This is a genomic window from Saccharothrix sp. DSM 118769 (assembly GCF_052936295.1).
Genome location: NZ_CP193627.1, coordinates 4,836,030 through 4,862,440 on the forward strand (window position 1 = coordinate 4,836,030; position 26,411 = coordinate 4,862,440).

At 74.9% G+C, this 26,411-nt stretch carries 27 protein-coding genes; 22 read left to right on the top strand and 5 right to left on the bottom strand.

From position 1 onward, the window contains the following. Positions 1–151: 151 nt before the first annotated feature. Entirely contained in the window at positions 152–2,074 is a 1,923-nt protein-coding gene (locus ACRAKJ_RS21005) for a prolyl oligopeptidase family serine peptidase (protein WP_438923301.1), read from the bottom strand. A 119-nt stretch (positions 2,075–2,193) separates the two neighbouring features. Here ACRAKJ_RS21005 and ACRAKJ_RS21010 point away from each other — a divergent pair, with 119 nt between their 5' ends. The 7 genes from ACRAKJ_RS21010 (at position 2,194) to ACRAKJ_RS21040 (ending at position 7,631) form a co-directional block, all read left to right on the top strand. Further along, entirely contained in the window at positions 2,194–2,760 is a 567-nt protein-coding gene (locus ACRAKJ_RS21010) for a DUF3090 domain-containing protein (protein WP_438923302.1), read from the top strand. A 7-nt stretch (positions 2,761–2,767) separates the two neighbouring features. Continuing rightward, complete coding sequence (locus ACRAKJ_RS21015; protein ID WP_438923303.1) at positions 2,768–3,562, top strand: SCO1664 family protein; 795 nt, start codon at positions 2,768–2,770, stop codon at positions 3,560–3,562. A gap of 48 nt (positions 3,563–3,610) precedes the next feature. Beyond that, positions 3,611–4,090 carry a GNAT family N-acetyltransferase gene (locus ACRAKJ_RS21020; protein ID WP_438923304.1) on the top strand — a complete coding sequence of 160 codons (480 nt, stop codon included), beginning with the start codon at positions 3,611–3,613 and terminating at the stop codon, positions 4,088–4,090. A gap of 11 nt (positions 4,091–4,101) precedes the next feature. Further along, positions 4,102–4,917, top strand: a complete 816-nt coding sequence (locus tag ACRAKJ_RS21025; protein ID WP_438923305.1) for a DUF3097 domain-containing protein — start codon at positions 4,102–4,104, stop codon at positions 4,915–4,917. A gap of 40 nt (positions 4,918–4,957) precedes the next feature. Beyond that, complete coding sequence (locus ACRAKJ_RS21030; protein ID WP_438923306.1) at positions 4,958–5,383, top strand: NfeD family protein; 426 nt, start codon at positions 4,958–4,960, stop codon at positions 5,381–5,383. A gap of 16 nt (positions 5,384–5,399) precedes the next feature. Then, positions 5,400–6,608, top strand: coding sequence for an SPFH domain-containing protein (locus ACRAKJ_RS21035; protein WP_447009092.1), 1,209 nt, complete (start codon positions 5,400–5,402; stop codon positions 6,606–6,608). Positions 6,609–6,740: 132 nt separating this feature from the next. Then, positions 6,741–7,631: a hypothetical protein gene (locus ACRAKJ_RS21040; protein WP_447009093.1), complete on the top strand. Its 891-nt coding sequence runs from the start codon at positions 6,741–6,743 to the stop codon at positions 7,629–7,631. Between the two features lie 25 nt (positions 7,632–7,656). Here the strand turns inward: ACRAKJ_RS21040 and ACRAKJ_RS21045 are convergent, their stop codons facing one another. Beyond that, positions 7,657–9,024, bottom strand: a complete 1,368-nt coding sequence (locus ACRAKJ_RS21045; protein WP_438925056.1) for an amidase family protein — start codon at positions 9,022–9,024, stop codon at positions 7,657–7,659. 111 nt (positions 9,025–9,135) lie between these two features. Here ACRAKJ_RS21045 and ACRAKJ_RS21050 point away from each other — a divergent pair, with 111 nt between their 5' ends. Next, on the top strand, positions 9,136–10,134 hold the full coding sequence (locus ACRAKJ_RS21050; protein WP_438925055.1) for a pentapeptide repeat-containing protein: 999 nt from the start codon (positions 9,136–9,138) through the stop codon (positions 10,132–10,134). A 4-nt stretch (positions 10,135–10,138) separates the two neighbouring features. Here the strand turns inward: ACRAKJ_RS21050 and ACRAKJ_RS21055 are convergent, their stop codons facing one another. Then, positions 10,139–10,702, bottom strand: a complete 564-nt coding sequence (locus ACRAKJ_RS21055; protein ID WP_438925054.1) for a CGNR zinc finger domain-containing protein — start codon at positions 10,700–10,702, stop codon at positions 10,139–10,141. 25 nt (positions 10,703–10,727) lie between these two features. Here ACRAKJ_RS21055 and ACRAKJ_RS21060 point away from each other — a divergent pair, with 25 nt between their 5' ends. After that, on the top strand, positions 10,728–10,892 hold the full coding sequence (locus ACRAKJ_RS21060) for a hypothetical protein (RefSeq protein ID WP_438925053.1): 165 nt from the start codon (positions 10,728–10,730) through the stop codon (positions 10,890–10,892). Between the two features lie 12 nt (positions 10,893–10,904). Continuing rightward, positions 10,905–11,582 (top strand): TetR/AcrR family transcriptional regulator, encoded by a 678-nt coding sequence (locus ACRAKJ_RS21065; RefSeq protein WP_438925052.1) that lies wholly within the window; start codon positions 10,905–10,907, stop codon positions 11,580–11,582. Here the strand turns inward: ACRAKJ_RS21065 and ACRAKJ_RS21070 are convergent. Next, the gene (locus tag ACRAKJ_RS21070) at positions 11,490–12,386 is read right to left on the bottom strand and encodes a sucrase ferredoxin (RefSeq protein ID WP_438925051.1); all 897 of its coding nucleotides are present in this window, start codon (positions 12,384–12,386) and stop codon (positions 11,490–11,492) included. The two genes, ACRAKJ_RS21065 and ACRAKJ_RS21070, sit on opposite strands and share 93 nt — an antisense overlap. 144 nt (positions 12,387–12,530) lie before the next feature. Between ACRAKJ_RS21070 and ACRAKJ_RS21075 the strand changes: the two genes are divergently transcribed. The 4 genes from ACRAKJ_RS21075 to ACRAKJ_RS21090 are packed head-to-tail and all read left to right on the top strand — an operon-like array spanning position 12,531 to position 15,118. After that, positions 12,531–13,214: an alpha/beta fold hydrolase gene (locus ACRAKJ_RS21075; RefSeq protein ID WP_438925050.1), complete on the top strand. Its 684-nt coding sequence runs from the start codon at positions 12,531–12,533 to the stop codon at positions 13,212–13,214. After that, positions 13,202–13,915, top strand: coding sequence for an SDR family oxidoreductase (locus ACRAKJ_RS21080; RefSeq protein WP_438925049.1), 714 nt, complete (start codon positions 13,202–13,204; stop codon positions 13,913–13,915). The genes ACRAKJ_RS21075 and ACRAKJ_RS21080 overlap by 13 nt, the downstream gene beginning before the upstream one ends. Positions 13,916–13,962: 47 nt before the next feature. Then, entirely contained in the window at positions 13,963–14,589 is a 627-nt protein-coding gene (locus ACRAKJ_RS21085; RefSeq protein ID WP_438925048.1) for a 50S ribosomal protein L11 methyltransferase, read from the top strand. A 52-nt stretch (positions 14,590–14,641) separates the two neighbouring features. Continuing rightward, positions 14,642–15,118: a MarR family transcriptional regulator gene (locus ACRAKJ_RS21090; protein WP_438925047.1), complete on the top strand. Its 477-nt coding sequence runs from the start codon at positions 14,642–14,644 to the stop codon at positions 15,116–15,118. Here ACRAKJ_RS21090 and ACRAKJ_RS21095 read toward each other — a convergent pair. Next, positions 15,106–16,044 carry a WYL domain-containing protein gene (locus tag ACRAKJ_RS21095; protein WP_438925046.1) on the bottom strand — a complete coding sequence of 313 codons (939 nt, stop codon included), beginning with the start codon at positions 16,042–16,044 and terminating at the stop codon, positions 15,106–15,108. The genes ACRAKJ_RS21090 and ACRAKJ_RS21095 overlap by 13 nt on opposite strands. 89 nt (positions 16,045–16,133) lie before the next feature. On the opposite strand from ACRAKJ_RS21095, the gene ACRAKJ_RS21100 reads away from it, so the two are divergent. The 8 genes from ACRAKJ_RS21100 to ACRAKJ_RS21135 all read left to right on the top strand — a co-directional run bounded on the left by ACRAKJ_RS21100 (position 16,134) and on the right by ACRAKJ_RS21135 (position 26,140). Continuing rightward, positions 16,134–16,550, top strand: a complete 417-nt coding sequence (locus tag ACRAKJ_RS21100) for a VOC family protein (protein ID WP_438925045.1) — start codon at positions 16,134–16,136, stop codon at positions 16,548–16,550. Between the two features lie 869 nt (positions 16,551–17,419). Continuing rightward, on the top strand, positions 17,420–18,391 hold the full coding sequence (locus tag ACRAKJ_RS21105) for a tyrosine-type recombinase/integrase (protein WP_438925044.1): 972 nt from the start codon (positions 17,420–17,422) through the stop codon (positions 18,389–18,391). 107 nt (positions 18,392–18,498) lie between these two features. Then, the gene (ku, locus tag ACRAKJ_RS21110) at positions 18,499–19,437 is read left to right on the top strand and encodes a non-homologous end joining protein Ku (protein ID WP_438925043.1); all 939 of its coding nucleotides are present in this window, start codon (positions 18,499–18,501) and stop codon (positions 19,435–19,437) included. Between the two features lie 15 nt (positions 19,438–19,452). Then, on the top strand, positions 19,453–20,916 hold the full coding sequence (ligD, locus tag ACRAKJ_RS21115; protein ID WP_438925042.1) for a non-homologous end-joining DNA ligase: 1,464 nt from the start codon (positions 19,453–19,455) through the stop codon (positions 20,914–20,916). Next, positions 20,903–21,811, top strand: a complete 909-nt coding sequence (gene ligD, locus ACRAKJ_RS21120; protein WP_438925041.1) for a non-homologous end-joining DNA ligase — start codon at positions 20,903–20,905, stop codon at positions 21,809–21,811. The genes ligD (ACRAKJ_RS21115) and ligD (ACRAKJ_RS21120) overlap by 14 nt, the downstream gene beginning before the upstream one ends. Before the next feature lie 14 nt (positions 21,812–21,825). After that, a complete protein-coding gene (locus ACRAKJ_RS21125) occupies positions 21,826–22,374 on the top strand; it encodes a GrpB family protein (protein ID WP_438925040.1) in 549 nt (182 codons plus the stop codon). Between the two features lie 129 nt (positions 22,375–22,503). Then, positions 22,504–25,614 carry a BTAD domain-containing putative transcriptional regulator gene (locus tag ACRAKJ_RS21130; RefSeq protein ID WP_438925039.1) on the top strand — a complete coding sequence of 1,037 codons (3,111 nt, stop codon included), beginning with the start codon at positions 22,504–22,506 and terminating at the stop codon, positions 25,612–25,614. A gap of 64 nt (positions 25,615–25,678) precedes the next feature. Further along, positions 25,679–26,140, top strand: coding sequence for a TIGR03618 family F420-dependent PPOX class oxidoreductase (locus ACRAKJ_RS21135; RefSeq protein ID WP_438925038.1), 462 nt, complete (start codon positions 25,679–25,681; stop codon positions 26,138–26,140). The last annotated feature ends 271 nt before the right edge of the window (positions 26,141–26,411 follow it).

A 26,411-nucleotide genomic window follows, 5' to 3' on the forward strand; every position in this document is an offset into this window, starting at 1 on the left:
CCGACCGGCGCGGACCCGACCGCCGAAGGCTCGACCGCCGCAGGTCCGACCGCCGAAGGCTCGACCGCCGCAGGTCCGGCTGCCGCAGCACCGGCCGCCACAGGCGCGGACCCGGCCTCGGGCTCAGGCGCGGCCTTAGGCTCGGGTGCGGTCACCGACGCAGGTCCAGCACCGGCACGTCGGCCGGGGTGAAGCCCAGGACCTGCCCGTAGAAGGACAGCTCGGCCTCCAGGGCGGCGACGATCGTCGCGGCCTTGCGGAAGCCGTGCTGCTCGCCCTCGAAGGTCAGGTAGGCGTGCGGGACGCCGGTGCCGTCCAGCGCCGCGGCGAACCGGTCGGCCTGCTCGGGCGGGCAGATCTCGTCCTCCAGCCCCTGGAGCAGCAGCACGGGCCCGACCAGCTGCCCGACCCGGTGCGACGGGGACCGCTCGGCGTAGCGGTCGGCGGTGGCGGGCCAGGGGCCGACCAGGCCCTCGACGTAGTGGGACTCGAAGTCGTGGGTCTCGCCGCCCGCGGAGGTCCAGCCCTCCAGGTCGAGGATCGGGAAGGCGATCATGGCGCACCGGTAGGTCTTGACCGAGGTCATCGACGCCGCGGCGGTCCAGCCGCCCGCGCTGCCGCCGCGGATGGCCAGCCGCTCGCCGTCCGCGGTGCCCTCGTCGGCCAGCGCCTGGGCGACGGCGGCGCAGTCGTGGACGTCGACGACGCCCCACTGCTCGCGCAGCCGCTCGCGGAAGGCGCGGCCGTAGCCGGTGGAGCCGCCATAGTTGACCGCGACGACGCCGATGCCGCGGCTGGTGAGGTAGGCGATGTCGGCGTCGAGCACCGGCGCGCTGCGGCCGGTGGGGCCGCCGTGGACGTGCACCACGTAGGGCGGCTTCTCCCCGTCGGGGGCGGCGAAGTCGGGGTTGCGCGGCGGGTAGACGTAGGCGGGCACGTCGCCGTCCGGGCCGCTGAACACGCGCTCGACCGGCACGGGCAGGTGCTCGGCGGGCAGCGTCGCGGCGTGCCGGGTGTGGGTGGTCAGGACACCGGTGGACAGGTCCAGCGACACCACGGCGGCCTCGGCGCGCGGCCCGGCGGCGCTGCTGACCAGCACGCCGTCGTGCACGGCGAGGTGGGCGTGCCACGCGGGCAGGTCGACGTCGATGTCGGTGACCGTGCCTGTGCGCTCGTCGAGCACGGCGGGCGCGCCGGAGCGCAGCACCGCGTAGCGACCCCGGTCGATCGCGGCGAACCAGCGGTTGCCCAGCCGCCACATCGGCCCGCCCAGCTCCTCGGCGCACGGGGCGAGGTTGGTGGCGGTGCCGTCGAGGCCGATGCGGAACAGGTTCCACCAGCCGTCCGGGTCGGTGAGGACCAGCAGGTCGGCGCCCTCCCACTCGACCTGGCACACGGCCTCGTCCGGGCCGCCCGCCAGGACGCGGTGGGCGCCGGGGCCGTCGTCGCCGATCCGGGCGACGCACAGCTCGGAGCCGTCCCACGGCATGTTCGGGTGGTCCCAGCCGATCCAGGCCAGGTGGCGGCCGTCGGGCGAGACGCGGGGGCCGGTCATGAAGCGGTGGCCGGCGGCCAGCACCCGCACCGGCGAGCCGTCGAGGGGCACGGCGACCAGTTCGCGGCGCACGTCGGTGCGGGCGTCGCCGGTGACGGTCTCGCGCACGCACCACACCTCGGTGTGGCCGGGGCCGGGGGTGAGGTCGGCGTAGCGCAGCCCGTGCCGGCGCTCCGGTTCGGCGGTGAGCGGCTCGGGCCGCGGGTCGTCGGGGTCGAAGACGTGGATGCGCTGGTCGTCCCAGTCGGTGAACGCCACGCGCGTGCCCCCGGGTGTGTCGAGCACCACCCAGGGCCGTCCGCCGTACTCGTGGACGCGGTTGCGCACGTTCCACGGGGGCGGCAGCAGGTCGTGCCCGTCGCGCACCAGCGCGACCCGGCCGCCCTCGGCGGGGCGTCCCTCGGCCCACCAGGGCACGCCCCGGTGCACGTCGACCCAGTGCGGGCCCCCGCCGGCCGCGGCGGCGTCGGCCGCGCCGATGGGCGATGTCCACGTTCCGTACGGTGCGATCGTCACCACGCGGCCGACCCTATCGGGACGCCGGCGGGGCCGGCCGGCGTCGATCGGCCGGGGTTCGGACCGCGAACGGCGGGGCGGCTCTGCCGATCTTGCTCGCGTGGCCTAGGGTCGTTGCTGTCATGGCACGGGTCATCCACGTATTCCGCCAGCCCGACCGGTTCGTCGCCGGCACAGTCGGGCAACCTGGCGAGCGCACGTTCTACCTCCAGGCCTCCGAGGAGGCCCGGCTGGTCAGCGTGGCGCTGGAGAAGCAACAGGTCGCCGTACTCGCCGAGCGCATCGGCTCGCTGCTGGAGGAGGTGCACCGGCGGTTCGGCGCGGACGTCCCCGAGGCGGTCCCCGACGACCTCCGGGACACCGAACCCCTCGCGGTGCCGGTCGAGGAGGAGTTCAAGGTCGGCACGATGGGCCTGGGCTGGGACGCCGAGTCCCGCGCGGTCGTCATCGAACTGCTCGCGATCACCGAGGAGGAGGTCGACGAGGCGGTCGTCCTCGACGACACCGAGGAGGGTCCCGACGCGGTGCGGGTGTTCCTGAGCCCCGGTGAGGCGCGGGCGTTCGCCGAACGCGCCGAGCGGGTGGTCAAGGCGGGCCGCAAACCGTGCCCGCTGTGCTCGGAGCCGCTGGACCCGGAGGGGCACGTCTGCCCGCGGCAGAACGGCTACCGGCGTTCGGACGAGGGCTGAGCCGAGGGTGCGACCTGGTGACGACGGCGCGCTCGAACTGCTGGAGCACGGGCGCATCGAGGTCGAGGGCCGGTTGGTCGACGCCTCCAACGCGACGCTGTTCTGCGCGATCAGCCTCGACGGGGTGACGGCGCAGTGCGTCTACAAGCCGGTGAGCGGCGAGCGCCCGCTGTGGGACTTCCCCGACGGCACGCTCGCCGGCCGCGAGGTGGCCACCTACCTGGTGTCGGAGGCCGCGGGCCTGCGCCTGGTGCCGCCCACGGTGCTGCGGCCGGGCCCGTTCGGGTCGGGCATGGTGCAGCTGTGGGTGGACACCCGCGAGGACGACGACCTGGTCGACATCGTGCCCGAGGACGAGGTGCGCCCGGGGTGGCGGCCGGTGCTGCGCGCGCACGACCGCTACGGCGAGCCCGCGGTGCTGGTGCACGCCGACCACCCGCGGGTGCGGCTGATGGCGGCGTTCGACGTGGTGGTCAACAACGCCGACCGCAAGGGCGGGCACGTGCTGCACGCCGACGACGGCGCGGTGTTCGGCGTGGACCACGGCATCTGCCTGCACGCCGAGGACAAGCTGCGCACGGTGCTGTGGGGCTGGCTGGGCGAGCCGCTGCCGGACGAGGCGGTGGAGGCGTTGCGGCGGCTGCGGGCGTGGCTGGACACCGGTCCGGGTGACCGGCTGCACGAGCACCTGACCCGCGCGGAGGTGCGGGCGTTGACCGAGCGGCTGGAGAAGCTGCTGGCGGCGGGCGTGTACCCGGAGCCGTCCGGTGACTGGCCGGCGATCCCCTGGCCCGCGTTCTGACCCGACGGACACCCTGACAAGCCGCCGCGTTCGGTGTTGACTTGCCGCGTGGGCGACGTCGAGCTGCGCGAGGTGACGGCGCAGGACGTGCTGCTGTTCTTCGAGCACCAGTGCGACCCTGAGGCGGTGCGCATGGCGGCGTTCACCAGCGCCGACCCGTGGGACCGGGCGGCGTTCCTGGTGCGGTGGGCGCGCAGCCTGGCCGACGACCGGGTGGTGGCGCGCACGGTGCTGTTCGACGGGGTGGTGGTCGGGCACGTGGCGCGGTTCACGCGGTTGGGCGAGCCCGAGGTGACCTTCTGGGTCGACCGGGAGCACTGGGGCAGGGGCCTGGCCACCGAGGCGCTGCGGCTCTACCTCGACCGCGACCCGACGCGCCCGCTCTACGCGCGGGCGGCGGTGGACAACGTGGGCGCGCTGCGGGTGCTGGCCAAGTGCGGGTTCGCGGCGGTCGGCGAGGACGTGGGGTTCGCCGAGGGCCGGGGCCGGGACGTGGAGGAGTTCATCCTGCGCCTGGAGCACCGGTAACGTCGCGGGCCGTGCGATCACACGATTACGGGCGGGACGTGCTGTCGGGGCGCAGGCGCAAGCAGGTGCCGGAGGTGCCCGCGGAGGTCGGCCTGGTGGTGGAGGACCCGGCGTCGGGGTTCTGCGGCGCGGTGGTGCGCTTCGAGCACGACCGGGTGGTGCTGGAGGACCGCCTCGGCCGGCACCGGCTGTTCCCGCTGCGCCCGGCGGCGTTCCTGCTCGACGGGCGGCCGGTGACCCTGACCCGCCCCGCGACCGCCCCGGCCCCGGCGGCGCCGACGCGGTCGGCGTCGGGATCGGTGCGGGTGGAGGGCCTGCGTGCCCGCACCGCGCGCGAGGGCCGCATCTGGGTGGAGGGCCTGCACGACGCGGAGCTGGTGGAGCGGGTGTGGGGGCACGACCTGCGCGTGGAGGGCGTGGTCGTGGAGCCGCTGGACGGGGTGGACGTGCTCGCCGGGCGGGTGGCGGACTTCGGGCCCGGCCCGGGGCGGCGGCTGGGGGTGCTGGTGGACCACCTGGTGGCCGGGTCGAAGGAGTCGCGGCTGGTCGAGGGCGTGCGCGACGAGGACGTGCTGGTCACCGGCCACCCCTACGTGGACGTGTGGCAGGCGGTGAAACCGGCGGCGGTGGGCATCGGGGCGTGGCCGGTGGTGCCGCGCGGGGTGCCGTGGAAGGAGGGGGTGTGCGCGGCGCTGGGCTGGGGCGAGCCGTGGGAGGGGTGGCGGCGCGTGCTGGCGGGGGTGTCGGGGTTCCGCGACCTGGAGACGCCGCTGATCGGCGCGGTGGAGCGGCTGATCGACTTCGTCACCGGGCCTGCGGAAGGGTGAAACGCCACGGGCGCCGCCCCGGGGGTGCGAGGATGGTGGCGTGGCGGCCTTGATCTGGTTGGTCCTCGGTGTCGTGCTGGTGGCGGCCGAGGTCCTCTCCGGCGACTTCGTGCTGGTGATGCTGGGTTTGGCGGCGTTCGGCGCGGCGGGTTCGGCGGCGCTGGGCGCGGACGTGGTGGTCAGCGCGATCGTGTTCGGCGTGGTGTCGCTGGGGCTGGTGGCGGGTGCGCGGCCGGCGATCCGGCGGCGGATGGCGCTGGGCCAGGGCCACCGGTCGGGCGTGGAGGCCCTGGTCGGCGGCACCGCCGTCGTCGTGTCCACAGTGGACGGCCACGGGGGTAGGGTTCGGATCGGCGGCGAGGTGTGGTCGGCGCGGTCGTTGGACCGCGAGGTGATCGAGCCGGGCGCCGAAGTGACAGTTGTCGAGATCTCGGGCGCGACCGCGGTGGTGCTGTCCGGGGCCTGAGCGGAGGCTGGCGAAGTTGACCACGACGTTGATCGTCATCGCGGTCCTGGTGCTGTTCGTGCTCGTCGTGACGGTGAAGTCGGTGCTGGTGATCCCGCAGGCCACGGCCGCGGTGATCGAGCGGCTGGGCCGCTACCGCACGACCGCCGCGCCGGGCCTGAACATCCTGGTGCCGTTCTTCGACCGGGTGCGGGCGCGCATCGACCTGCGCGAGCAGGTGGTGTCCTTCCCGCCGCAGCCGGTGATCACCAAGGACAACCTGACGGTGTCGATCGACACGGTGGTGTACTTCCAGGTCACCGACCCGCGCGCGGCGGTCTACGAGATCTCGAACTACATCGTGGGCGTGGAGCAGCTGGCCACCACGACGCTGCGCAACCTGGTGGGCGGGATGAGCCTGGAGGAGACGCTGACCTCCCGCGACGAGATCAACAACCAGCTGCGCGGGGTGCTCGACGAGGCCACCGGCCGGTGGGGCATCCGGGTGGCGCGCGTCGAGCTCAAGGCGATCGACCCGCCGGCGTCGATCCAGGACTCGATGGAGAAGCAGATGCGCGCGGACCGGGAGAAGCGCGCGATGATCCTCAACGCCGAGGGCCAGCGGGAGGCGTCGATCAAGACCGCCGAGGGCCAGAAGCAGTCGCAGATCCTGTCGGCGGAGGGCGCGAAGCAGGCGGCGATCCTGGCGGCGGAGGCGGAGCGGCAGTCGAGCATCCTGCGGGCGCAGGGCGAGCGGGCGGCCCGCTACCTCCAGGCGCAGGGCCAGGCCAAGGCGATCGAGAAGGTGTTCGCGGCGATCAAGGCGGGCAAGCCGACGCCGGAGGTGCTGGCCTACCAGTACCTGCAGACGCTGCCGCAGATGGCGCAGGGCGACGCGAACAAGGTGTGGCTGGTGCCCTCGGACTACGGCAAGGCGCTGGAGGGGTTCGCGCGGATGCTGGGCGCGCCGGGCGAGGACGGCGTGTTCCGCTACGAGCCGCCGGCGGAGGAGCCCGCGGCGTCGCGCCCCGAGGAGGACGACGCGTCGGTGGCGGACTGGTTCGACACGGCGCCGGACCCGGCGGTGGCCGAGGCGGTGCGCGCGGCGGAGGCGGTGGCCCGCAAGGAGGTGCCCTCGCCGCTGGCCGCGCCGCCCGTGCCGCCGCTGGTGCGGGGCGCGGAGCCGGCGCGGGAGCTGGGCGGCGCCGTGGAGCCGCAGGGGCAGCCGAGGTCGCTGCACGAGTGATCTTGACCGCAGTGGCGGGGGCGTCGACCGGTCCGGTCGGCGCCCCCGCGGCGTGTCCGCGCTGGTCAACGGCCGGTGACGGGGGTGTGGCGGACCGTGCCGCCCCGGGCGGGGGTGCGGTTGGATGGCGCGGTGCACGCCTTAACCGACCGCGCGGCGACCGCGCTCGCCGATCCCGACCTGCCGTGGGCCGCGTGCCGGGGGGAGCTGGCCGCGGTGGTCGCCGGTCTCTCGGAGCTGGTCCTGGCCGGTCCCGGGGCGCGGGTGGTGGCGCAGGAGCTGGCGGAACTGCTGGTGGGGGCGGTGCCCGCGCACCGGGTGCACCGGGCGGAGCTGGTGGAACTGGTCGACCGGGTGGTGGACCTGCACGTGGTGGCGTGCGCGGACGACCCGCCGCCGCCGGCGGAGCTGGCGCGGTGGCTGCTGCACCTGCAGACCGGGTTCGCCGAGCCGCCGGAGGTGCGGCTCGCGCCGTACGCGGCGGTGTTGGGCGGGGAGGGCCTGGCGCTGTACCGGTCGTCGGCGGTGGAGCGGTTCGAGCGGTTGCCGGTGATCGGGTTCGGGCGGACCGGCCGCTACGACCGGGAGCGGTGGGCGCTGCTGCGGGTGGTGGAGGAGCTGGCCGAGCACACCGGTGACGTGGACCTGCAGGTGCTGGTGCTGGCGCGGGACCTGTCGTCGGGGTGGCACTACCTGCAGGTGGCGACGGTGCTGAGCGACGCGGGCCGTGCCGACGAGGCGGTGGGCTGGGTGGAGCGGGGCCTGACCGCGACGGGCGGGCGGGGCGCGGCGGGGCGGCTGGCGGACCTGGGCGTGGAGGAGTGCCTGCGGGCGGGGTGGGCGGAGCGCGCGGTGGGGTTGCGGCTGCGCGTGCTGCTGGAGAACCCGACGCGGGAGGCGTGGCGGCGGCTGCGGTCGCTGGCGGCGGGCACGGTGGGGTGGCCGGGGGTGCGGGAGCGCGCGGTGGCCGCGCTGGCGGACCGGGACGGCGGCCTGCCGTCGTGGGCGCACGACGCCGGCTGACCCCGGCCCTCTCGGGTCGGGGAGGTCAGTAGCCGGGTGGGCGGCGGTCGGCCCAGGGGCGGGCGCGTTCGAGCTGCCCGGCGGCGGTGAGGACGGTGGTCTCGGTGGCGCCGACGAGCTGCACGGCCAGCGGCAGCCCGGTGCGGGTGTGCCCGGCGGGGACGGCGGCGGCCGGGGTGCCGGTGATGTTCCACAGCGGCAGGAACGCGGTCATCCGGGCGGCGGCGAGCAGGGCGGCGACGGTGGGGCGGCGGTCCCACTCCCCGACGCGCAGCGGCGGCCGGGTGAGCACGGGGGTCAGCAGCAGGTCGTGGACGTCGAACAGGCGCGCGGCGCGGCGGGTGAGGTCGTCCTGCTGGGCGAGCGCGGCGCGCACGGCGGCGCGGGGCAGCGCCCGGCCCAGGGCGCCGACGGCGCGGGTGCGGCGGTCGAGCCGGTCGGGTCGGTCCAGCCGGGCCTGCGCGGTGGCGGCGACGTGCAGGTAGCGGGCGGCGAACCCGGCGGAGCCGCTGCCGGCGCGCAGGTCGGGGTCGGTGCGGGTGACGTCGTGGCCGAGGTCTGCGAGCAGGCCGGCGGTGTCGAGGACGGCGTCGCGGACCTCGGGGTCGACGGGGATGGCGGTGCCCCAGGGGCGCAGGGACACCGCGACGCGCAGGGCGCGGGTGTCGGCGACGGCGCGGGTGTGGCCGTGGCCGGGCGCGAGGACGTCGAGCAGCAGGGCGGCGTCGCGGACGTGGCGGGTGACGGGGCCGGCGACGACGAGCCCGCCCCAGGTGTCGTGGCCGGTGTCGAGGGTGACGTGGTCGCGGCGGGGCTTGAGGCCGAACAGGCCGGTGCAGGCGGCGGGGATGCGCACGGAGCCGGCGCCGTCGGTGCCCACGGCGGCGCCGACGAGCCCGGCGGCCACGGCGGCGGCGGACCCGCCGCTGGACCCGCCGGGCGAGTGGTCGGGGGACCAGGGGTTGCGGGTGGGGCCGGCCCAGGTGGACTCGGTGTGCGGCCACAGGCCCAGTTCGGGCATGCGGGTGCGGCCGAGCAGGACGGCGCCGGCGTCGCGCAGGCGGGACACGACGGTGCTGTCGGCGGGCGCGACGGTCTCGACGGCGGCGGTGCCGCCGGTGGTGGGCAGCCCGGCGACGGCGAGGTCCTCCTTGACCGCGACGGGCACGCCGAGCAGCGGCGCGTGCTCGCCCCGGGCCAGGCGGGCGTCGGCGCGGTCGGCGTCGGCCAGCGCCCGGTCGGCGAACACGGCGCGGAAGGCGTTGAGGTGCCGGTCGTGGCGGTCGATGCGGCGCAGGCACTCGGCGACGAGGTCGCGGGCGGTGAGCGCGCCGGAGCGCAGCAGTTCGGCTTGGCCCGCGGCGCCGGCGTAGCACGCGTCGGTCAGGTCCATGGGCCGAACCCTAGGGCAGCGGCCGGCGGGTGATCCGCGCAGGCGCGCGGTGGTGGTGCGCGGTGGAGGTGCGGTACGGGCGGCGGCGCGGGCCGGGGGAGGCGCGGTGCGGTGTCCACGTCCGCGGGGGCGGTGCTCGGGCCGGCGGCGGGTCCGCGCGGCGGTCCGCAGGCGGCGACCGGGCGTACGTCCCCCGACGCGGGCGGTGCGGGCATGATCGTGGGTATGTCCTCGTGGCTGTTGCCGGTCGCCGTGGCGCTGGTCGTGGTGTGGGTGGGTGTGCGGCACGCGCGGATGGCGCGCGCCGACGCGTTGTTGGCCGAGCACGCGCGCAGGCGCGTGGGCCCGGAGGCGGTACCGCCGTCCCCGGTGTCGGTGTGGCGGGAGGCCAACCGGCTGTTCCGGGCGGGTGACGCGGAAGGGCTGCTGCTGCTCGCGGAGATCGGCCGGCAGGTGCCGCGGCGGCGGCAGGACGTGGTGGACGCGTGGGTGGCGGCGTTGCGCGGCGGGGTGGCCCGGGGGTTGGACGCGGACTGGCGGCGGCGGGTGCAGGGGGAGCTGGTGGCGCACCTGCGGCCGGGCGGGGACTTCTGGCCGGGGATGCAGGTGGTGGCGCCGGGGGCGATCCTGGTGGACCTCGACCTGTCGGGGTGCCGGGTGGGGCGGGTGGACCTGGCGGGCGCGGTGTTCGTGGGCGACGCGCGGTTCACGGCGATGACGGTGACGGGCGACGCGAACTTCGCCGACGCGCGGTTCCTGCGGCACGCGGTGTTCACCGACGCGCTGTTCGCCCGGTCGGTGTCGTTCGCGCTGGCGGTGTTCGCGGGCAACGTGTCGCTGCGCTCGGCGCAGGTGGTGGAGGGGCTGGTGGCGGCGCGGGCGAAGGTGTCGGGCCGGGCGGACTTCTCGGGGGCGGAGGTCAACGGCCCGGCGGACTTCCGGCACGTGCTGTTCGGCGGGCGGGCGTTGTTCACCGACGCGGTGTTCCAGCAGGACGCGCGGTTCGGGCACGCCTGGTTCCGGGGCCGCACGGACGTCGGGTCGGCGTTGATCGGCGGGGAGGCGGAGTTCGAGCACGCCCGGTTCGGCCGGCGCGTGCTGCCCACCTGAGGGGTCAGCGGGCGCCGTCGCCGGGGGTGTCGCCGGGGGTGCCGGCGCGGTGGGCGGCGACGTGGACGCGGTTGGCGCAGCGGGTGGTGCAGTAGCGGCGGCGGCCGTTGCGGGAGGTGTCGACGTAGACGACCGCGCAGCCGGGTCGGGCGCAGCGGCCCAGGCGGCCGGGGTCCTCGCAGACGACGTGGGCGAGCCCGGCTGCGGTGAAGGCGCGCACGCGGTCGGGGGTGGGCGCGTCCTCGGGGGCGAAGTGCAGGTGCGGCGGGCGGTCGTCGTGGGTGGAGACGTAGGGCCTGGCGGCGGCTTCGGCGAGCAGGGCGTTGACCAGGGCGACCCGGTCGGGGGTGTGGTCGAAGACGGGGGAGAGGCGGGCGGCCCAGCGGGTCAGCTCGCGGGCCTGGCGGGCGTCGAGGGCCCCGAGGGGTTTGTAGCCCTGCTCGCGCAGCAGCTCCAGCAGGGTCGCGGCGTCCGGGCCGGGCGCGTCGGGGCGCGGGTCGGCGGCGACGGTGTTGACCAGGGCCGCGGCGAGTTGCGCCGCCGTCCCGCCGTAAGGGTTGAAATGCACTGAACCATGACATCACGCTGGGGGCGTGAACACCAGATGCCCCGGTTGCGGGTGGCCCAGCACCGACCCCGTCCACCCCGTCTCCACCCACGGCCGGGTGCGCTACGTGCGGTGCGTGTGCGGGTTGTGGCTGGTGGTGGAGTCGGGCCGGGTGGTGGCCGCCGCCGGGGCGGCCGACGAGGTCGGCTAGGGTCCCCTGCCCATGGGAGGGCGTCGGGACCTGCTGTGCGACTGCGCGATCTCGGTGCTGGCCGCCGAGGGCGGTCGCGGGTTGACCCACCGCGCGGTGGACCGGGCGGCGGGGGTGCCGCAGGGCACGACGAAGAACTACTTCCCCACCCGCGACGCGCTGCTGCGGGCGGCGGCGGCGCGGATGGCGTCGCTGCACGCCGAGGCGGTGGGCCGGCTGCGTGACACGACACCGCGCGACATCTCCCCGGCCGAGGTCGCCGAGCTGTACCCGGCGCTGCTGCGCCGCGCGGTGGTGGAGGACCCCACGCAGCTGCTGGCGATGGCGGAGCTGTACCTGGAGGCGGTGCGCCGGCCGGGGGTGCGCGAGGCGCTGGGGAGCATGGCGGTGTCCAACGCCGAGGCGTCGGCGTCGCTGCACGCCGCGGCGGGGCTGCCGAGCACGGCGCGCGACGCGGGCCTGCTCGACGCCTACTTCCTGGGGGTCGCGGTGTCGGTGCTGGCGCTGCCGGCGGAGGCGTTGCGGCGGGTGGGGCTGGACGACCCCTACGCCCTGGGCCTGGGCCTGTTCCGGGCCGCCGTCCCGGGCGGGCCGGGCTCAGTCGACGGGGACGAGCCGGTGGACCCCGGTGACGACGACCGCGGCGGGCGCGGTGGGGGCCGCGCCGCAGCTGACGGGACGGGCGGTTAGCTCGCGGGTGGCGACGGTGACGCGCCAGGCACGGCCGTCGTCGTGCCGCACGGTGGCCTCGTCGGGCGTCTCGTGCGCGACGTGCAGGACGTCGCGGTGCTCGCCGGTGCGTTCGCGCACGGCCAGTTCGGCGACCTGGCCCGCGGGGCCGTGGGCGGAACGGCCCCGGCAGCGGTCGACCACGACGTGCCCGTCGGCGGCGCGGTCGAGCAGCAGGCGCGCGAAGTCGGCGTCGAGGCGGCCGTAGGCGTAACCGGTGGGCAGCAGCACCGCGGTGGGCGCGAAGCGGTGCCCGCCGGTGTGGGTGCACTCCCACACCGCCTCGCCGCGCTCGGCGGCCAGCTCGTGCGCCAGCGGGCGGCCGAGCAGGGCGCAGCAGGCGTCGCGGCGGCTGTTGGCGCACACCAGCAGCACGGGGTGCGCGGCGGGCTCGCCGAACCCGGTGTCCTCGCCGCGGCCCAGCGCGCCGAGATCCAGGTCGAGCAGCTCGGCGGGGTCGGCGACGAGCCCGGCGCGCAGCCGGGACGCGCCGGGGGCGGTGGCGGCGAGGTAGACCCGGCGCGGCGCGCCCGCGACGTCGGTGTGGCGGCCGGGACGGCGGATGAGCAGGACGCGCACGCCGGTGTCGGCGGCGCGGCGGGCGAGTTCGGCGCCGAGCGCGGGGTCGAGCCGGCTCTGGGTGAGCGCGTCGCGGCCCCACGGGCCGGGTTGCTCCAGGGCCAGCCACGCGGTGGCCGCGGCGGCGGTGCCCGCCTGGGGGTCGTCGAGGGTCGCGGAGATCGCGGCGCAACGGGGCTCGGTCACCCTGTAAGGGTGCCCTTATCCGGCCGTTCGAGTGACGCCGGCCCCCACCTTCACTCCTACGGGACGAACCGGTCACGCACGGTAGGTGTTCGCGGGTGGTGGACACCCCTGCCGCCGCCCACCCCACCCCACTAGCGTCACCCCATGGCGATCACGCACACAGCCACCGGGACCGCGTTCACGGTGCTCCCGCCACCGACTCCCACCGGACGCGTGGTACTGGTCTGGCACCTGCTGGGCGAACCCGGCACCCCCGAAGCCATGGCCGCCACCCTGCCCCTGCACGCCGTGCCCGCCTGGCGCGTCTACCCCGCGCTGCCCGTCCCCGACACCGCCATGGCCGTGCACCGCTACACGACACTGGTGCGGACCGCCGCCGACGCGGTACCCGACGTCCTGGCCGCCCTGCCCGACTGGGACGGCACCCCCGTCGACGTCGTGGGCGGCTCCGCCGGCGGACACGTCGCCCTGCTGACCGCCGTGCGCGCCACCACACCCGTGCGCCGCATCGCCGTGGTCAACCCCGCCGTCACCGTGCCCGCCGTGGTGGCCGCCTCCATCGACGCCGGCGCACTGGAGCACCACGAGTGGACCGACCGGGAGAAGGCCGCCGCCGACCCCCTCGACGTCCTCGCCCACGCCGACCGGATCACCGCCCCCCTCCTGGTCGTGCGCGGCCAACACGAGTACCCGGCGTTCCGACCCGTCCAGGACGCCCTGGTCGCCGCCGTGCCCGGCGCCCGACTGGTCGAGGTACCGGGCCTGGCCCACATGCTGGTCGACCACGCCGACGAGGTCGGCCGGGAGGTGACCGGATGGCTGGCCTGATCGTCGTCACCGGCGGCAGCCGGGGGATCGGCGCGGCCGTGGTGCGCCGCGCCGCCGCCGACGGACACCGGGTCGTACTGGGCTACCGGGTCGAACACGACACCGCACACGCCCTCGCCGACGAGGTCGGCGGCCTGGCCGTGCGCGCCGACGTCTCCGACGAACACGACGTCGACCGCCTCTTCGACACCGCCGCCACCCTCGGCCAGGTCACCGGCGTCGTCGTCAACGCCGGCATCACCAGCCCCGCCGGCCCCCTCGCCGACCTGCGCACCGAAGACCTGCGCCGCGTCGTCGACGTCAACGTCGTCGGCGCCCTGCTGTGCGCGCGCCGCGCCGCCCGCGACCTCACCCGCGGCGGGTCCATCGTGTCGCTCTCCTCGGCCGCCGCCACCCTCGGTAGCCCGGGGGAGTACGTCCACTACGCCGCCAGCAAGGCCGCCGTCGACGCCATGACCATCGGCCTGGCCAAGGAACTCGGCCCACGCGGCATCCGGGTCAACGCCGTCGCCGCCGGCACCGTGCGCACCGACATCCACCGACTGTCCGACATGCCCGACCGCCCCGACCGGGTCGCCCCCGCCATCCCGCTGCGCCGCCCCGGCGAACCCGAGGAGATCGCCGAGGCGGTGGCCTGGCTGCTCTCGGACGCCGCCTCCTTCACGACCGGGGCCGTCCTGCGGGTCGCCGGGGGACTGTGACCACCACACCACCCCCACCACCGCCGCACCCCGGAGGAACCGCACGCGTGCCCGACCCCCACGACCTCGTCAGGTCCGCCACCACCCCCACCCCCGTACCCCTCGTCCCCGAGATCACCCTGCACACCGCCGACGACGTCATCGCCCTCTGGCACGCCACCGGCACCCCCGAACCACCCTTCTGGGGCTTCCCCTGGGCCGGCGGCCAAGCCCTCGCCCGCCACGTCCTCGACCACCCCCACCTCGTCGCCGGCCGCCACGTCCTCGACCTCGCCTGCGGCTCCGGCCTCGTCGCCATCGCCGCCGCCCTCGCCGGCGCTCGCGTCACCGCCAACGACATCGACCCCCTCGCCGCCGCGGCCACCACCCTCAACGCCACCGCCAACCACGTCACCCTCACCACCGGCACCGACGACCTCCTCGACACCCGCCCCGACATCGACGTCGTCCTCGCCGGCGACGTCTTCTACGACCGCGACATGGCCACCCGCTTCACCCACTTCCTCCTCGCCGCCCACCACCGCGGCGCCCTCGTCCTCGCCGGCGACCCCCAACGCAGCTTCACCCCGAAGAACTGGACCCGACTGGCCACCTACGACGTCCCCGTCTCACCCGACCTCGAAGGCGTCGCCGTCAAGACCACCGGCGTCTGGAGCCCCGCACCACCCGCCTGACCCCACCGGAGCAACGGCACACAAGAAATAACAGCGCTGTTACATTGGGGGAGTGGAGCAACCCAACTTCCTCGGCACCCGCCTGCGACACCTCCTCGACCAACTCGACGGAGACCTCGCCCGCGTCTACACCGACCTCGGCCTACCGGGCTTCCGCCCCCGCTACACACCCGTCATCCGCATCATCGCCGCCCACGGCCCCCAAGCCATCCGCGACCTCGCCACCACCATCGGCGTCACCCACTCCGCCATCAGCCAGACCGTCAACCAGATGCACCGCGACGGCCTCGTCGAACTCCACCCCGGCGACGACGCCCGCCACCGCATCGTCCACCTCACCGACCACGCCACAGCCATCCTCCCCACCCTCGACGCCGAGTGGCACGCCACCACCGCCGCCGCCCGCCAACTCGACGCCGAACTCCCGCACCCCCTCAGCGACCTCGTCGACGCCGCCCTCCACGCCCTGCGCCAACGCCCCATGCGCGACCGCGTCCACGACCACCTCCACCCCCCTCACGAGCCGTAAAGCGCCACCAACTCACGCCCCAACCGCCCCAACTCCGCCCGCACACCCCCCGACTCCACCACCTCCACCGCACCACCCCACCCCGCCAACACCTGCGCCACCATCAGGGGAGTGGCCGCACCCACCCGCAACCGCACCCGACCACCCACCTCACCCACCACCTCGCAATGCCGCCCGAACTGATCCGCCAACACCCCCGCGAACCGCCCCTCCACCTCCACCACCGCCGAACACACCGACCGCCGCGCCTCCACCTCCGACACCACCTCACCCCACACCGACGACAACTCGAACCCCGCCGGCCGCACGAACCGCCCCTCCACCACCTCCACCGACACCACCCGATCCACCCGGAACGTCCGCCGACCACCCTCCGTACCCGCCACCAGGTACCAGACCTCGTCCTTGTCCACGAGCCCCCACGGCTCCACCACCCGCTCCGACCGACCCCCACGACCCCCGTACACCAACCGCACCCGCCGACACCCCACCACCGCCTCCTGCAACACCCCCAACCACACCGGCCGCTCCCGCACCACCCCACCCCACGCCGCCGCGTCCACCACCACCGCCTCCACCGCCACCCGCGCGTCCTCCCGGAACGGCTCCGGCAACGCACCCACCAACTTCCGCACCGCACCCCGCACCCGCGCCGACATCCCCGCCACCGGCCCCAACAACAGGAACAACGCCCGCGCCTCCACCGACGTCAACCCGCTCAAGTCCGTCCGCGCACGCCCCACCAACCGCCACCCACCACCACGCCCCGGCTGCGCGTACACCGGCACACCCGCCGACGACAACGCCTCCAGATCACGCCGCGCCGTCGCCACCGACACCTCCAACTCGGCCGCCAACTCCGCCGCCGTCACCCGCTCCCGCGCCTGCAACACCAACAGGGCAGCCACCAACCGATCCGCACGCACCAACCGATCCTCCCGCGAAAAGTGCTCACAACGTGAGCACTTCACCCCGCCACCCTGTACCCGACACACGAACGACAGGGGAGTAGGACATGCTTCGCGGACTCACCACCACCAGCTTCTTCGCCGCCGACCTCGACGCCGCCGCGGCCTGGTACACCGAACTCCTCGGCACCGAGCCCTACTTCCGCGTCCCCGGCGGCTACCTCGAATGGCGCATCGGCGACTACCAGCACGAGTTCGGCATCGTCAACAGCGCCTACGCGCCGCACGACGTCACCGACGCACCCGCCGGCGCCATCGCGTACTGGGCCGTCGACGACCTCGACGCCACCCTCACCCGCCTCACCGAACTCGGCGCCCGCCCGCACCACCCGCCGACCGTGCGCGGGGAGGGCTTCGTGACCGCCAGCGTGCTCGACCCGTTCGGCAACGTCCTGGGCATCATGACCAACGCGCACTACTTCGAGGTGCTGGGGCGGTTTGAGGGGGCGGGGAAGCGACCCTGACGACTTACTTAACATAATGTAAATTATCGGCGTTGCGGAACGGCTGGTGAGAGGGCCCCGGACGAGGACCGTCCACACCGGCCGGACGCACGTCGACCGACGCACGCACGCACCGTGCACCGAACACCGCCGGCCGACCGTCGCCCGCGCCGAACGCCGCTGAGCGCCACCCAACGCCGCCACAGGCCGACACTCGCAGCGAGGGGTCGAGCCCGGGGCCTCGGGAGGCGTTCGACGGCGAAGCCCGACCGGCCCGGCACACCACCCACAAAACGTCACAGTGACGGATCAACGGTGGTGTGCCGGGCCGGGGCCGGTCGATGGCCGTCGTCGCCGAACCCGCCGACCCGTGGTGATCATCGACCGGGCCGACCCGCCCGCCTCGGCCTCGTGGTCTCGCCGGGCCAGATCGCCCTGGCCCGGCGGCGTCGGCACGCGGTCGCGTGCGCGCACACCGTCGACAACGCGCATCGGAGGGCCCGGCGCGGCCGGCGGAAGGTTGCCGGAAGGGGCATCCCCCGATCGCGGCCCAGCCCCTTCCGGACCAGTAAATGATGGATAATCGCCATTATCCATCAAAACGGAGTTATCGCTGAGACCGGCAGCAAGCGGACGAAACGCCCAACGCCTCGAACCTCCCGCCCTGCTACCGAACCTCCGGGGATGACGCCGAACCTCCGCCCTGCCGCTGACTTCCGGGGTGACGTCTCTACCTTCTCGGCCGTCCTGGGCGTCCTGTCCCCTCTCACCCGCCCCTGCCCGAGGACCGCCGGCCCTCTCCCCTGCGCGGGTCGTCGGGCGACGCGCCCGCTCCCCCGTTCAGGCCGTGCCGGTCGGTTTTGTCGGTGGGGTGCGGTAGGAAGATCGACATGCGTGTTCTCGCCGCTCAGGAGCAGTTCTTCCTCGCTCGTCGTCCTCGGAAGGACTCGCCGCACACGACTGCCGCCTACCGGCGTGACCTGGCGGGGGTGACGGTGTTGTTGGCGGAGGTGGTGTCGCGGCCGGTGGCGGAGTTGGTGATCGAGGACTTGTCGGCGGGGAACCTGCGGGTGGCGTTCGGGGTGTTCGCGGATTCGCACGCGAAGTCGTCGGTGTTGCGGGCGTGGTCGACGTGGAACCAGTTCTTGACGTTCTGCGTGGCGGAGGACTTGGTGCCGGGGAACCCGATGGGTGCGGTGGCGCGGCCGAAGACGCCGCCGTTGGTGCCGAAGCCGTTGCGGGGTGAGGACACGCCGGAGCGGTTGTTGACGGCGGTGGCGGAGGGGGCGCGGAAGGGGCGTGATCCGTGGCCGGAGCGGGATGTGCTGGTGTTGGCGTTGGGGTTGGTGGCGGGATTGCGGTCGGCGGAGATGCGGACGTTGACGTTGGCGTCGGTGGTGGGTCGGCCGGGTGAGCGGCGGTTGCACGTGGCGGGTAAGGGGAACCGGGATCGGTCGGTGCCGATCGAGCCGGCGATGGATCGGGTGATCGAGGAGTACCTGGTGTCGTGTCGTCGGCGTTTTCCGCAGGGGCGGTTCGACCGGGGGTCGGCGTTGGTGCGGGATCGGCATGGTGAGCCGATCGGGCGTGGTGGGTTGGAGTACTTGGTGCGGTCGTGCTTCCGGTGGGCGGGGTTGCACGATCGGGTGCCGTCGGGGGCGAACTTGCACGCGTTGCGCCACACGTTCGCGACGCGGTTGGCGGAGGACGGTGCGTCGGCGTCGGAGATCATGGCGTTGTTGGGTCATGCGTCGTTGGCGACGTCGCAGAACTACATCGAGGCGACGGCGCGGGAGCGGCGTGCGGCGGCGGCGGGTAATCGGACGTACGTGTCGTTGGGGCGGTTGCCGCGGCGGGATTAGTGGTGGGGTGCTTCTCCCCCGGTCTGCCGGGGTTTTCGTTGCGGGATTGTTAGGTCGTTCGGGTGCGGTGTTGGTGCGGACCGGGGTGGTGCGGGAAGTCTTCTCGTATGAGGTCCGTGTGGCGTGGGGCGATCTCCTTCGGGTTGGTGACGATCGGTGTGCGGATGTACGCCGCGACGGAGGAGCACGACTTCCGGTTCCACCAGGTGCACCGGGAGGACGGTGGGCGCATCCGGTACCGGCGGGTGTGCGAGGTGTGCGGCGAGGAGGTCGCGTACGCCGATGTGGCGAAGGGGTACGAGCTGGAGGACGGTCGTCTGGTGGTGATGGGTGACGAGGATTTCGACAAGTTGCCGGTCAACACGGATCACGCGATCGACGTGGTGGAGTTCGTGCCGGTGGAGGAGGTCGATCCGATCTTCTTCCAGAAGGTCTACTACTTGGAGCCGGACAAGGCGGCGTTGCGTCCGTACGTGCTCTTGCGGATGGCTTTGGAGCGCAGTGGGCAGCTCGCGGTCGTGAAGATCACCATTCGTCAGCGGGAGACGTTGGCGGTGGTGCGGGCGCGGGGCGGGTTGCTGGTGATGCACACGATGTTGTGGCCGGATGAGATCCGGGAGCCGGGTTTCGAGTTCGTGGATTCGGATGTGTCGGTGCGTCCGCAGGAGTTGACGATGGCGGCGTCGTTGGTGGAGTCGATGGCGGGGTCGTTCGACCCGGCTGGTTTCACGGACGACTACACGGATGCGATGCGGCGGTTGATCGAGGCGAAGGCGGAGGGTGCGGAGTTGCCGGAGCGGCCGGAGTCGGTGGATTCCGGTGAGGTGATCGACCTGATGACGGCGTTGGAGCGCAGTGTGGAGGCGGCGCGGTCGTCTCGGGGTGGTCGGTCGGCGGGGCGGAAGCCGGCGGCGGGAGAGTCCGCGGCGGGGAAGTCTGGGGGGAAGGAGCCCGCGGTGAAGAAGTCCGCGGCGGCGGGTGGGTCGGCGGGTGGTCGGAAGCCGGCGGCGAAGAAGGCTCCGGCGAAGAAGGCGAAGCCCGCCTGAGGCGCGGGGGCGCGCATGGGTGGGGACCTGTCGGAGTACCGGGGCAAGCGGGTCGCGGGGCGGACGCCGGAGCCGGTGCCGGCCGAGGGCGTGGTGGTGCCGGTCGGTGGTGACGACACGTTCGTGATCCAGGAGCACCACGCGTCGGCGTTGCACTGGGACGTGCGGTTGGAGCGGGGCGGGGTGCTGGTGTCGTGGGCGGTGCCCAAGGGGTTGCCGTCGGAGCCGGGTGCGGTGCGGTTGGCGGTGCGCACGGAGGATCACCCGGTGGAGTACGCGTCGTTCTCGGGGGTGATCCCGAGGGGCGAGTACGGGGCGGGGCGGGTGGTGGTGTGGGACCGGGGTCGCTACGAGGTGGTGTCGTGGTCGGACCGCGAGGTGGACGTGGTGCTGCACGGGTCGCGGGTGGAGGGCGGGTTCGTGTTCTTCCGGTCGTCGTCGGGTGGGCGGGACTGGATGGTGCGGCGGCGGCACGGGGCGGCGCGGCCGGGGTGGGTGGCGTTGCCGGAGGCGCTGGTGCCGATGTCGGCGACGCCGGCGCGGGAGTTGCCGTCGCCGGGGTCGCGGTGGGCGTTCGAGTTCAAGTGGGACGGGGTGCGGGTCCTGGCGCGGGTGCAGGGCGGTCGGGTGCGGTTGGTGTCGCGGTTGGGCAACGACGTGACGGCGACGTACCCGGAGTTGCAGGGGTTGGGTGCGCAGTTGGGTGCGACCGAGGTGGTGTTGGACGGCGAGGTCGTGGCGTTGGCGGGTGGGCGGCCGAGTTTCGCGGCGTTGCAGCGGCGGATGCACGCGAACGGGGCGCAGGCGCGGCGGTTGGCGGGTGGGGTGCCGGTGACGTACCTGGTGTTCGACGTGCTGCACCTGGACGGGGCGTCGACGGTGGGGTTGCCGTACTCGCGGCGGCGGGAGCTGTTGGAGGGGTTGGGGTTGGGGGGTGCCCGGTGGGCGGTGCCGCCGTCGTTCCCGGGTGAGGGTGCGGCGGTGTTGGCGGCGTCGCGGGAGCGGGGGTTGGAGGGGGTGGTGGCGAAGCGGCTGGATTCGCGGTACGTGCCGGGTGTGCGGTCGCCGCAGTGGGTGAAGGTGACGGCGGTGGCGACGCAGGAGGTGGTGGTCGGGGGGTGGCGGCCGGGTGGGGGGAAGCGCGCGGGGGTGGTGGGGTCGTTGTTGCTGGGGGTGTGGGACGGGTCGGGGTTGGTGTTCGCGGGGTCGGTGGGGACGGGGTTCGACCGGGCGGAGCTGGAGGGGTTGACGCGGCGGTTGCGGGCGTCGGAGGTGGGGCGGTCGCCGTTCGCGGCGACGTCGGCGGGGGTGTCGGGGGTGCCGAGGGCGCGGGCTCGGGGTGCGCGGTGGGTGCGGCCGGAGTTGGTGGGCGAGGTGGCGCACCGGGGGTGGACGGCGGACGGGCGGTTGCGGTTCGCGGTGTGGCGGGGGTTGCGGTCGGACAAGGTGCCCGGGGAGGTGCGTCGTGTCGACGTCTGAGGCGGTGGTGCTGGTGGAGGGGCGTCGGGTGGGGCTGACGAACCTGGACAAGGTGCTGTACCCGGGGGTGGGGTTCACGAAGGCGGAGGTGGTCGACTACTACGCGCGGGTGGCGCCGGTGTTGTTGCCGCACGTGCGGGATCGGCCGGTGACGGTGCGGCGGTTCCCGGACGGGGTGGGTGGCAGGTCGTTCTTCGAGAAGAACGTGCCGTCGCACGCGCCGGAGTGGGTGCGCACGGTGCGGGTGCCGACGCCGGGGTCGGCGAAGGGGGCGGAGTTCGCGGACTTCGTGGTGGTGGACGGGTTGGCGACGTTGGTGTGGTTGGCGAACCTGGCGGCGTTGGAGTTGCACGTGCCGCAGTGGGTGGTGGGTGCGCGGGGTGCGCGCCGCTCCCCCGACCTGGTGGTGTTCGACCTGGACCCGGGTGAGCCGGCGACGGTGGTGGAGTGCTGCCGGGTGGCGTGCCGGGTGCGGGAGGTGTTGGAGGGGGACGGTCTGGTGGCGCGGGTGAAGACGTCGGGGTCGAAGGGGTTGCAGGTGTACGCGTCGGTGCGGGTGTCGTCGCCGGAGCGGACGTCGCGGTACGCGAGGTCGGTGGCGTTGCGGTTGGCGGAGGAGTCGCCGGACGAGGTGGTGTGGCGGATGACGAGGTCGTTGCGGCCGGGGCGGGTGTTGGTGGACTGGTCGCAGAACAACCCGGGGAAGACGACGGTGGCGCCGTACTCGTTGCGGGCGCGGGAGGTGCCGTCGGTGTCGACGCCGGTGTCGTGGGCGGAGGTGGAGGGGTGTCGGTCGCCGGGTGACCTGGTGTTCCTGGCGGAGGAGGTGCTGGAGCGGGTGGCGGCGGACGGGGACCTGTTCGCGGTGGGTGGTGCGGGGCGGTTGCCGCGGTGACGAGGGGGTGGGGTGTGGGTCTGTCGGAGGAGGAGATCCGGGCGGCGTTCGTGGGTGGTGCGCCGCGGTTGGACGGTCGGGTGACGTTGGTGGCGTACGACCCGGCGTGGCCGGGGTTGTACGCGCGGGAGGTGGCGCGGGTCCGGGGCGCGTTGGGTGACGCGGTGGTGCGGGTGCGGCACGTGGGGTCGACGTCGGTGCCGGGGTTGGCGGCGAAGCCGGTGGTGGACGTGGTGCTGGAGGTGGCGGACTCGGCGGACGAGTCGTCGTACGCGCCGGCGTTGGAGGCGGTGGGGTACGTGTTGGTGGTCCGGGAGCCGGGGTGGTTCGAGCACCGGATGTTCAAGGGGCCGGACACCAACGTGAACCTGCACGTGCACACGGCGGGTGATCCGGAGGTGGCGCGGGTGGTGGCGTTCCGGGACCGGTTGCGGGCGTCGGCGGCGGACCGGGAGTTGTACGAGTCGGTGAAGCGGGAGTTGGCGGCGCGGGAGTGGGCGTACGTGCAGCAGTACGCGGACGCCAAGGCCGGGGTGATCGCGGAGATCCTGGGTCGCGCCTGACCCCCGCTCCCCCGGTGGTGTCGCCGTGGTGGTGTGTCGGTCGTCCCCCGGTGGTGTGGGTGGAGTGGCGGCGCGGGTGGGTGGTGGTGCGGAAGAATCCGGCGGGTGCGGTTCGGTGTGCTCGGTCCGATGCTGGTGAGGCGCGCGGACGGGACGCCGGTCCCGGTCGGGGGCGTGCGGTTGCGGGCGTTGTTGGCGGTGCTGCTGGTGGACGCGGGCCGGGTGGTGGGGTTGTCGCGGGTGGGCGAGGCCCTGTACGGGCAGCACCCGCCGGCGGGGGTGGTCAACGCGGTCCAGTCGCAGGTGTCGCGGTTGCGGGCGGTGCTGGACGTGGCGGTGGAGCGTTCCCCGGGCGGGTACCGGCTGGTGGTGGACCCGTGGGAGGTCGACGCGCTGCGGTTCGAGGAGCTGGTGGCGCGGGGGCGGCCGGGTGAGGCGTTGGCGTTGTGGCGCGGTCCGGCGTTGTGCGACGTGGGTGACGCGCCGTTCGCGGCGGTGGCGGCGGCCCGGTGGGAGGAGCTGCGGCTGCGGGCGGTGGAGGAGCACGACGCGGTGCCGGTGGGTGTGGTGCGGGAGTTGGTGGCGGCGCACCCGACGCGGGAGCGGTTGGTGGCGCGGTTGGTGCGGGCGTTGCACCGGGAGGGGCGTCGGGCGGAGGCGTTGGAGGTCTTCGCGGGGGCGCGGCGGGTGTTGGCCGAGGAGTTGGGGGTGGACCCCTCCCCCGTGTTGGCGGCGGCGCACGGCGAGGTGCTGCGGGACGAGGCGGCGTCGCCGGGGTCGGGCGGGTCCGGGGTACCGGGAGGGGTGGCGGGTGTCGACGCGGCCGGGTCCGGTGCGGTGCGGTCCGACGCGGTCGGGTCGGGTGGGAGTGGGGTGCGGCACGGGCTGCCGGCGCAGCTGACGAGCTTCGTGGGGCGCGAGGCGGAGTCGGCGCTGGTCGCGGGCGCGTTGGGGTCGTCGCGGTTGGTGACGGTGACGGGTCCGGGCGGGGCGGGCAAGACGCGGTTGGCGGTGGAGGTGGCGGGGGCGGACGCCGGTGAGGTGGTGTTCGTCGACCTGTCGGTGGTCGCGGCGGGTGGTGACGTGCCGGGGGCGATGGCGGCGGCGCTGGGGTTGCGGGAGGGGCCGCCGGGGCCGGGGGGTGCGGTGGCGCGGCTGGTGGCGGCGTTGGCCGAGCGGCGGGTGCTGCTGGTGGTGGACGGCTGTGAGCACGTGGTGGACGACGCGGCGGCGGTGGTGGGGGCGGTGTTGGCGGGGTGCCCGGGGGTGCGGGTGCTGGCGACGTCGCGGGAGGCGTTGGGGATCACCGGCGAGGTGGTGCGGCCGGTGCCGCCGCTGCCGGTGGGCGGGGCGGGGTCGGCGGCGGTGCGGTTGTTCGCGGACCGGGCGGCGGCGGTGAGCCCGGGGTTCCGGGTGGAGCCGGTGCTGGAGGTGGTGGCGGGGATCTGCCGGGCGTTGGACGGGTTGCCGCTGGCGATCGAGCTGGCGGCGGCGCGGGTGCGGTCGTTGCCGGTGGCGGAGGTGGCGGCGCGGTTGGGCGACCGGTTCCGGTTGTTGTCGCGCGGGTCGCGGGCGGCCCCGGCGCGGCACCGGACGCTGCACGCGGTGGTGGAGTGGAGCTGGGGGTTGTTGTCGCCGGCGGAGCGGGTGGTGGCGCGCAGGTTGGCGGTGTTCGCCGACGGGGCGCGGTTGTCCGACGCGGAGGTGGTGTGCGGGGCGGCGTGCCCGGAGGCGCCGGGCGGGCCGGAGGTGGACGAGCTGTTGCCGTCGTTGGTGGAGAAGTCGCTGGTGGAGGTGGTCGGGGACCGTTACCGGATGGTGGAGACGATCCGGGAGTTCTGCGCGGCCCGGTTGGCGGAGGCCGGGGAGGGTGGGGCGGTGCGGCGTGCGCACGCCGAGCACTTCCTGGCGGTGGCGCGGCGGGTGGTGCCGGGGTTGTTCACCGCGGAGCAGGTGGTGTTGCTGCCGGTGCTGGTGGGTGAGCAGGCGAACCTGCGGGCGGCGGTGCGGTGGGGGGCGGTGCACGACCACGCGTTGGCGGTGCGCCTGGCGGCGGAGCTGGGGTGGCCGTACTGGTTGCGGGGGTTGCGCACGGAGGGGGCGCAGTTGGCGGCGGAGGTGGTGGCGGCGGTGGGCGCGGTGGCGCCGCCGGGTGCGGAGGAGGAGCACCTGGTGTGCGTGCTCAACGCCTCGTCGACGGCGGCCGGCGGGGTCGCGGGGGGTGGGGTGCCGGTGGCGGCGGACGGGCGGGGTTTCGCGGGGCCGCCGCGGTTGCCGTTCCTGACGGTGCTGTGGGGCATGGCGTTCGGGGTGGCGTCCTCGGACCCGCCGGTGGTGGCGGCGGCGCGGGAGAACCTGGTGGGGCGTGATCCGTGGAGCCGGGCGCTGGGGCGGTTGGGCGCGGGCATGTACGCGCAGTACGCGGGTGACCTGGAGGGGGCGTGGCGGGAGCACTCGGCGGCGTCGGCGGGGTTCCGGGCGGTGGGTGAGCGGTGGGGCACGGCGTTGTCGGCGGCGCAGTTGGCGGAGGTGGCGTGGGCGCGGGGTCGGGCGGGGGTGGCGGAGGGGTTCCTGGGCGAGGCGTTGGGGTTCTCGCGCGAGCTGGGGGCCAGTGAGCACACGGCGGGTCTGCTGTGCCTGCGGGCGGAGTGGGCGTGCGAGCGGGGTGACGTGGCGGCGGCGTGGGCCGACCTGGAGGAGGCGGTGGTGCTGGCGTGCTCGCAGGGCACGGTGGAGACGGTGGCGGCGGCGCGGTTGGGGATGGCGGAGGTGGCGTTGCTGCGCGGTGACGTGGAGGGGGCGCGCGGGTGGTGCGAGGAGGCGTGGCGGGTGTGCCCGGCGGGCTGGTTCGGGCCGGAGCAGGTGCGCGGGTTCATCCACGTGGCGCGGGCGCGGGTGGCGTTGGCGGCGGGTGAGGTGGGCGGGGCGTTGGGGTGGGTGGTCGAGGCGGTGCGGGCGGCGCGGGCGTGGGGCAACCAGTTGGTGGCGGTGCGGGCGGCGGACGCGCGGGCGCGGGTGGCCGACGCCCGCGCCGGGGCTGTGGCGGGTGAGGCGGAGTTGGCGGCGCTGCTGGTCGGCGCGGGGCGGGTGTTGCGGGGTGCGGGGGGTGCGGTGCCCGACGCGGAGGTGGCGCGGCGGGTGTTGGGCGGGGACTACGGGCGGTGGGTGGCGCGGGGGCGTGCGTTGGACCTCGACGGGGTGCTCGACGTGCTCGACGGGCGGTCTCCGGCGGCGGGGTGAGCGGCTCCCCCGGCTCCCCCGCGTCCGGGTGTCGTGTCCCGGGGTGCGGTCTAGGCTTTCGGGCATGCCGAGGATCGCCACCGCCGACACCGTGTCCCGCGACGAGCTGCTGGAGTTCCTGCGGCCCCGTCACCGGGCGCTGCTGATCACCGCGCGCGGTGACGGCGGCCCGCAGACCTCGCCGGTGACGTGCGGTGTGGACGGGGCGGGCCGGGTGGTGGTGTCGACCTACCCGGGTCGGGCGAAGGTCCGCAACGCCCGCCGCGACCCGCGGGTGAGCCTGTGCGTGCTCTCCGACGACTGGGACGGTCCGTGGGTGCAGGTCGACGGCACCGCGGAGGTGCTCGACCTGCCCGAGGCGCTGGAGCCGCTGGTGGACTACTACCGGTGCATCTCGGGTGAGCACCCGGACTGGGACGAGTACCGCGAGGCGATGCGCCGCCAGGGCAAGTCGCTGATCCGGGTGACCGTCGAACGGTGGGGTCCGGTCGCCACGGGTGGGTTCCCGCCCGAACTGGCCGGCTGAACCGCCCTCGAACGGCCCTCGAACCGGCCTCGAACCGGCCCGGACAGTCACCCTTGTGGGTGAGTTGGGGCTGAGCGTGCACGATTGCGGCGTCGTCTCGGCCGGGTGGCGCGACAGTGGTGGGTCGTGGGGACACCTACCGCGCCTGCGCCACCGCCCGCCCCGACCGCGACCGCCGATCCGCTTCCCGGCGCCGCGGCCGGCGATCCCGGCGACCCGTGCGGCGGTGCGGACGACCCGGGTGCGGACGCGGGTCCCGCGGTCCCGGTGG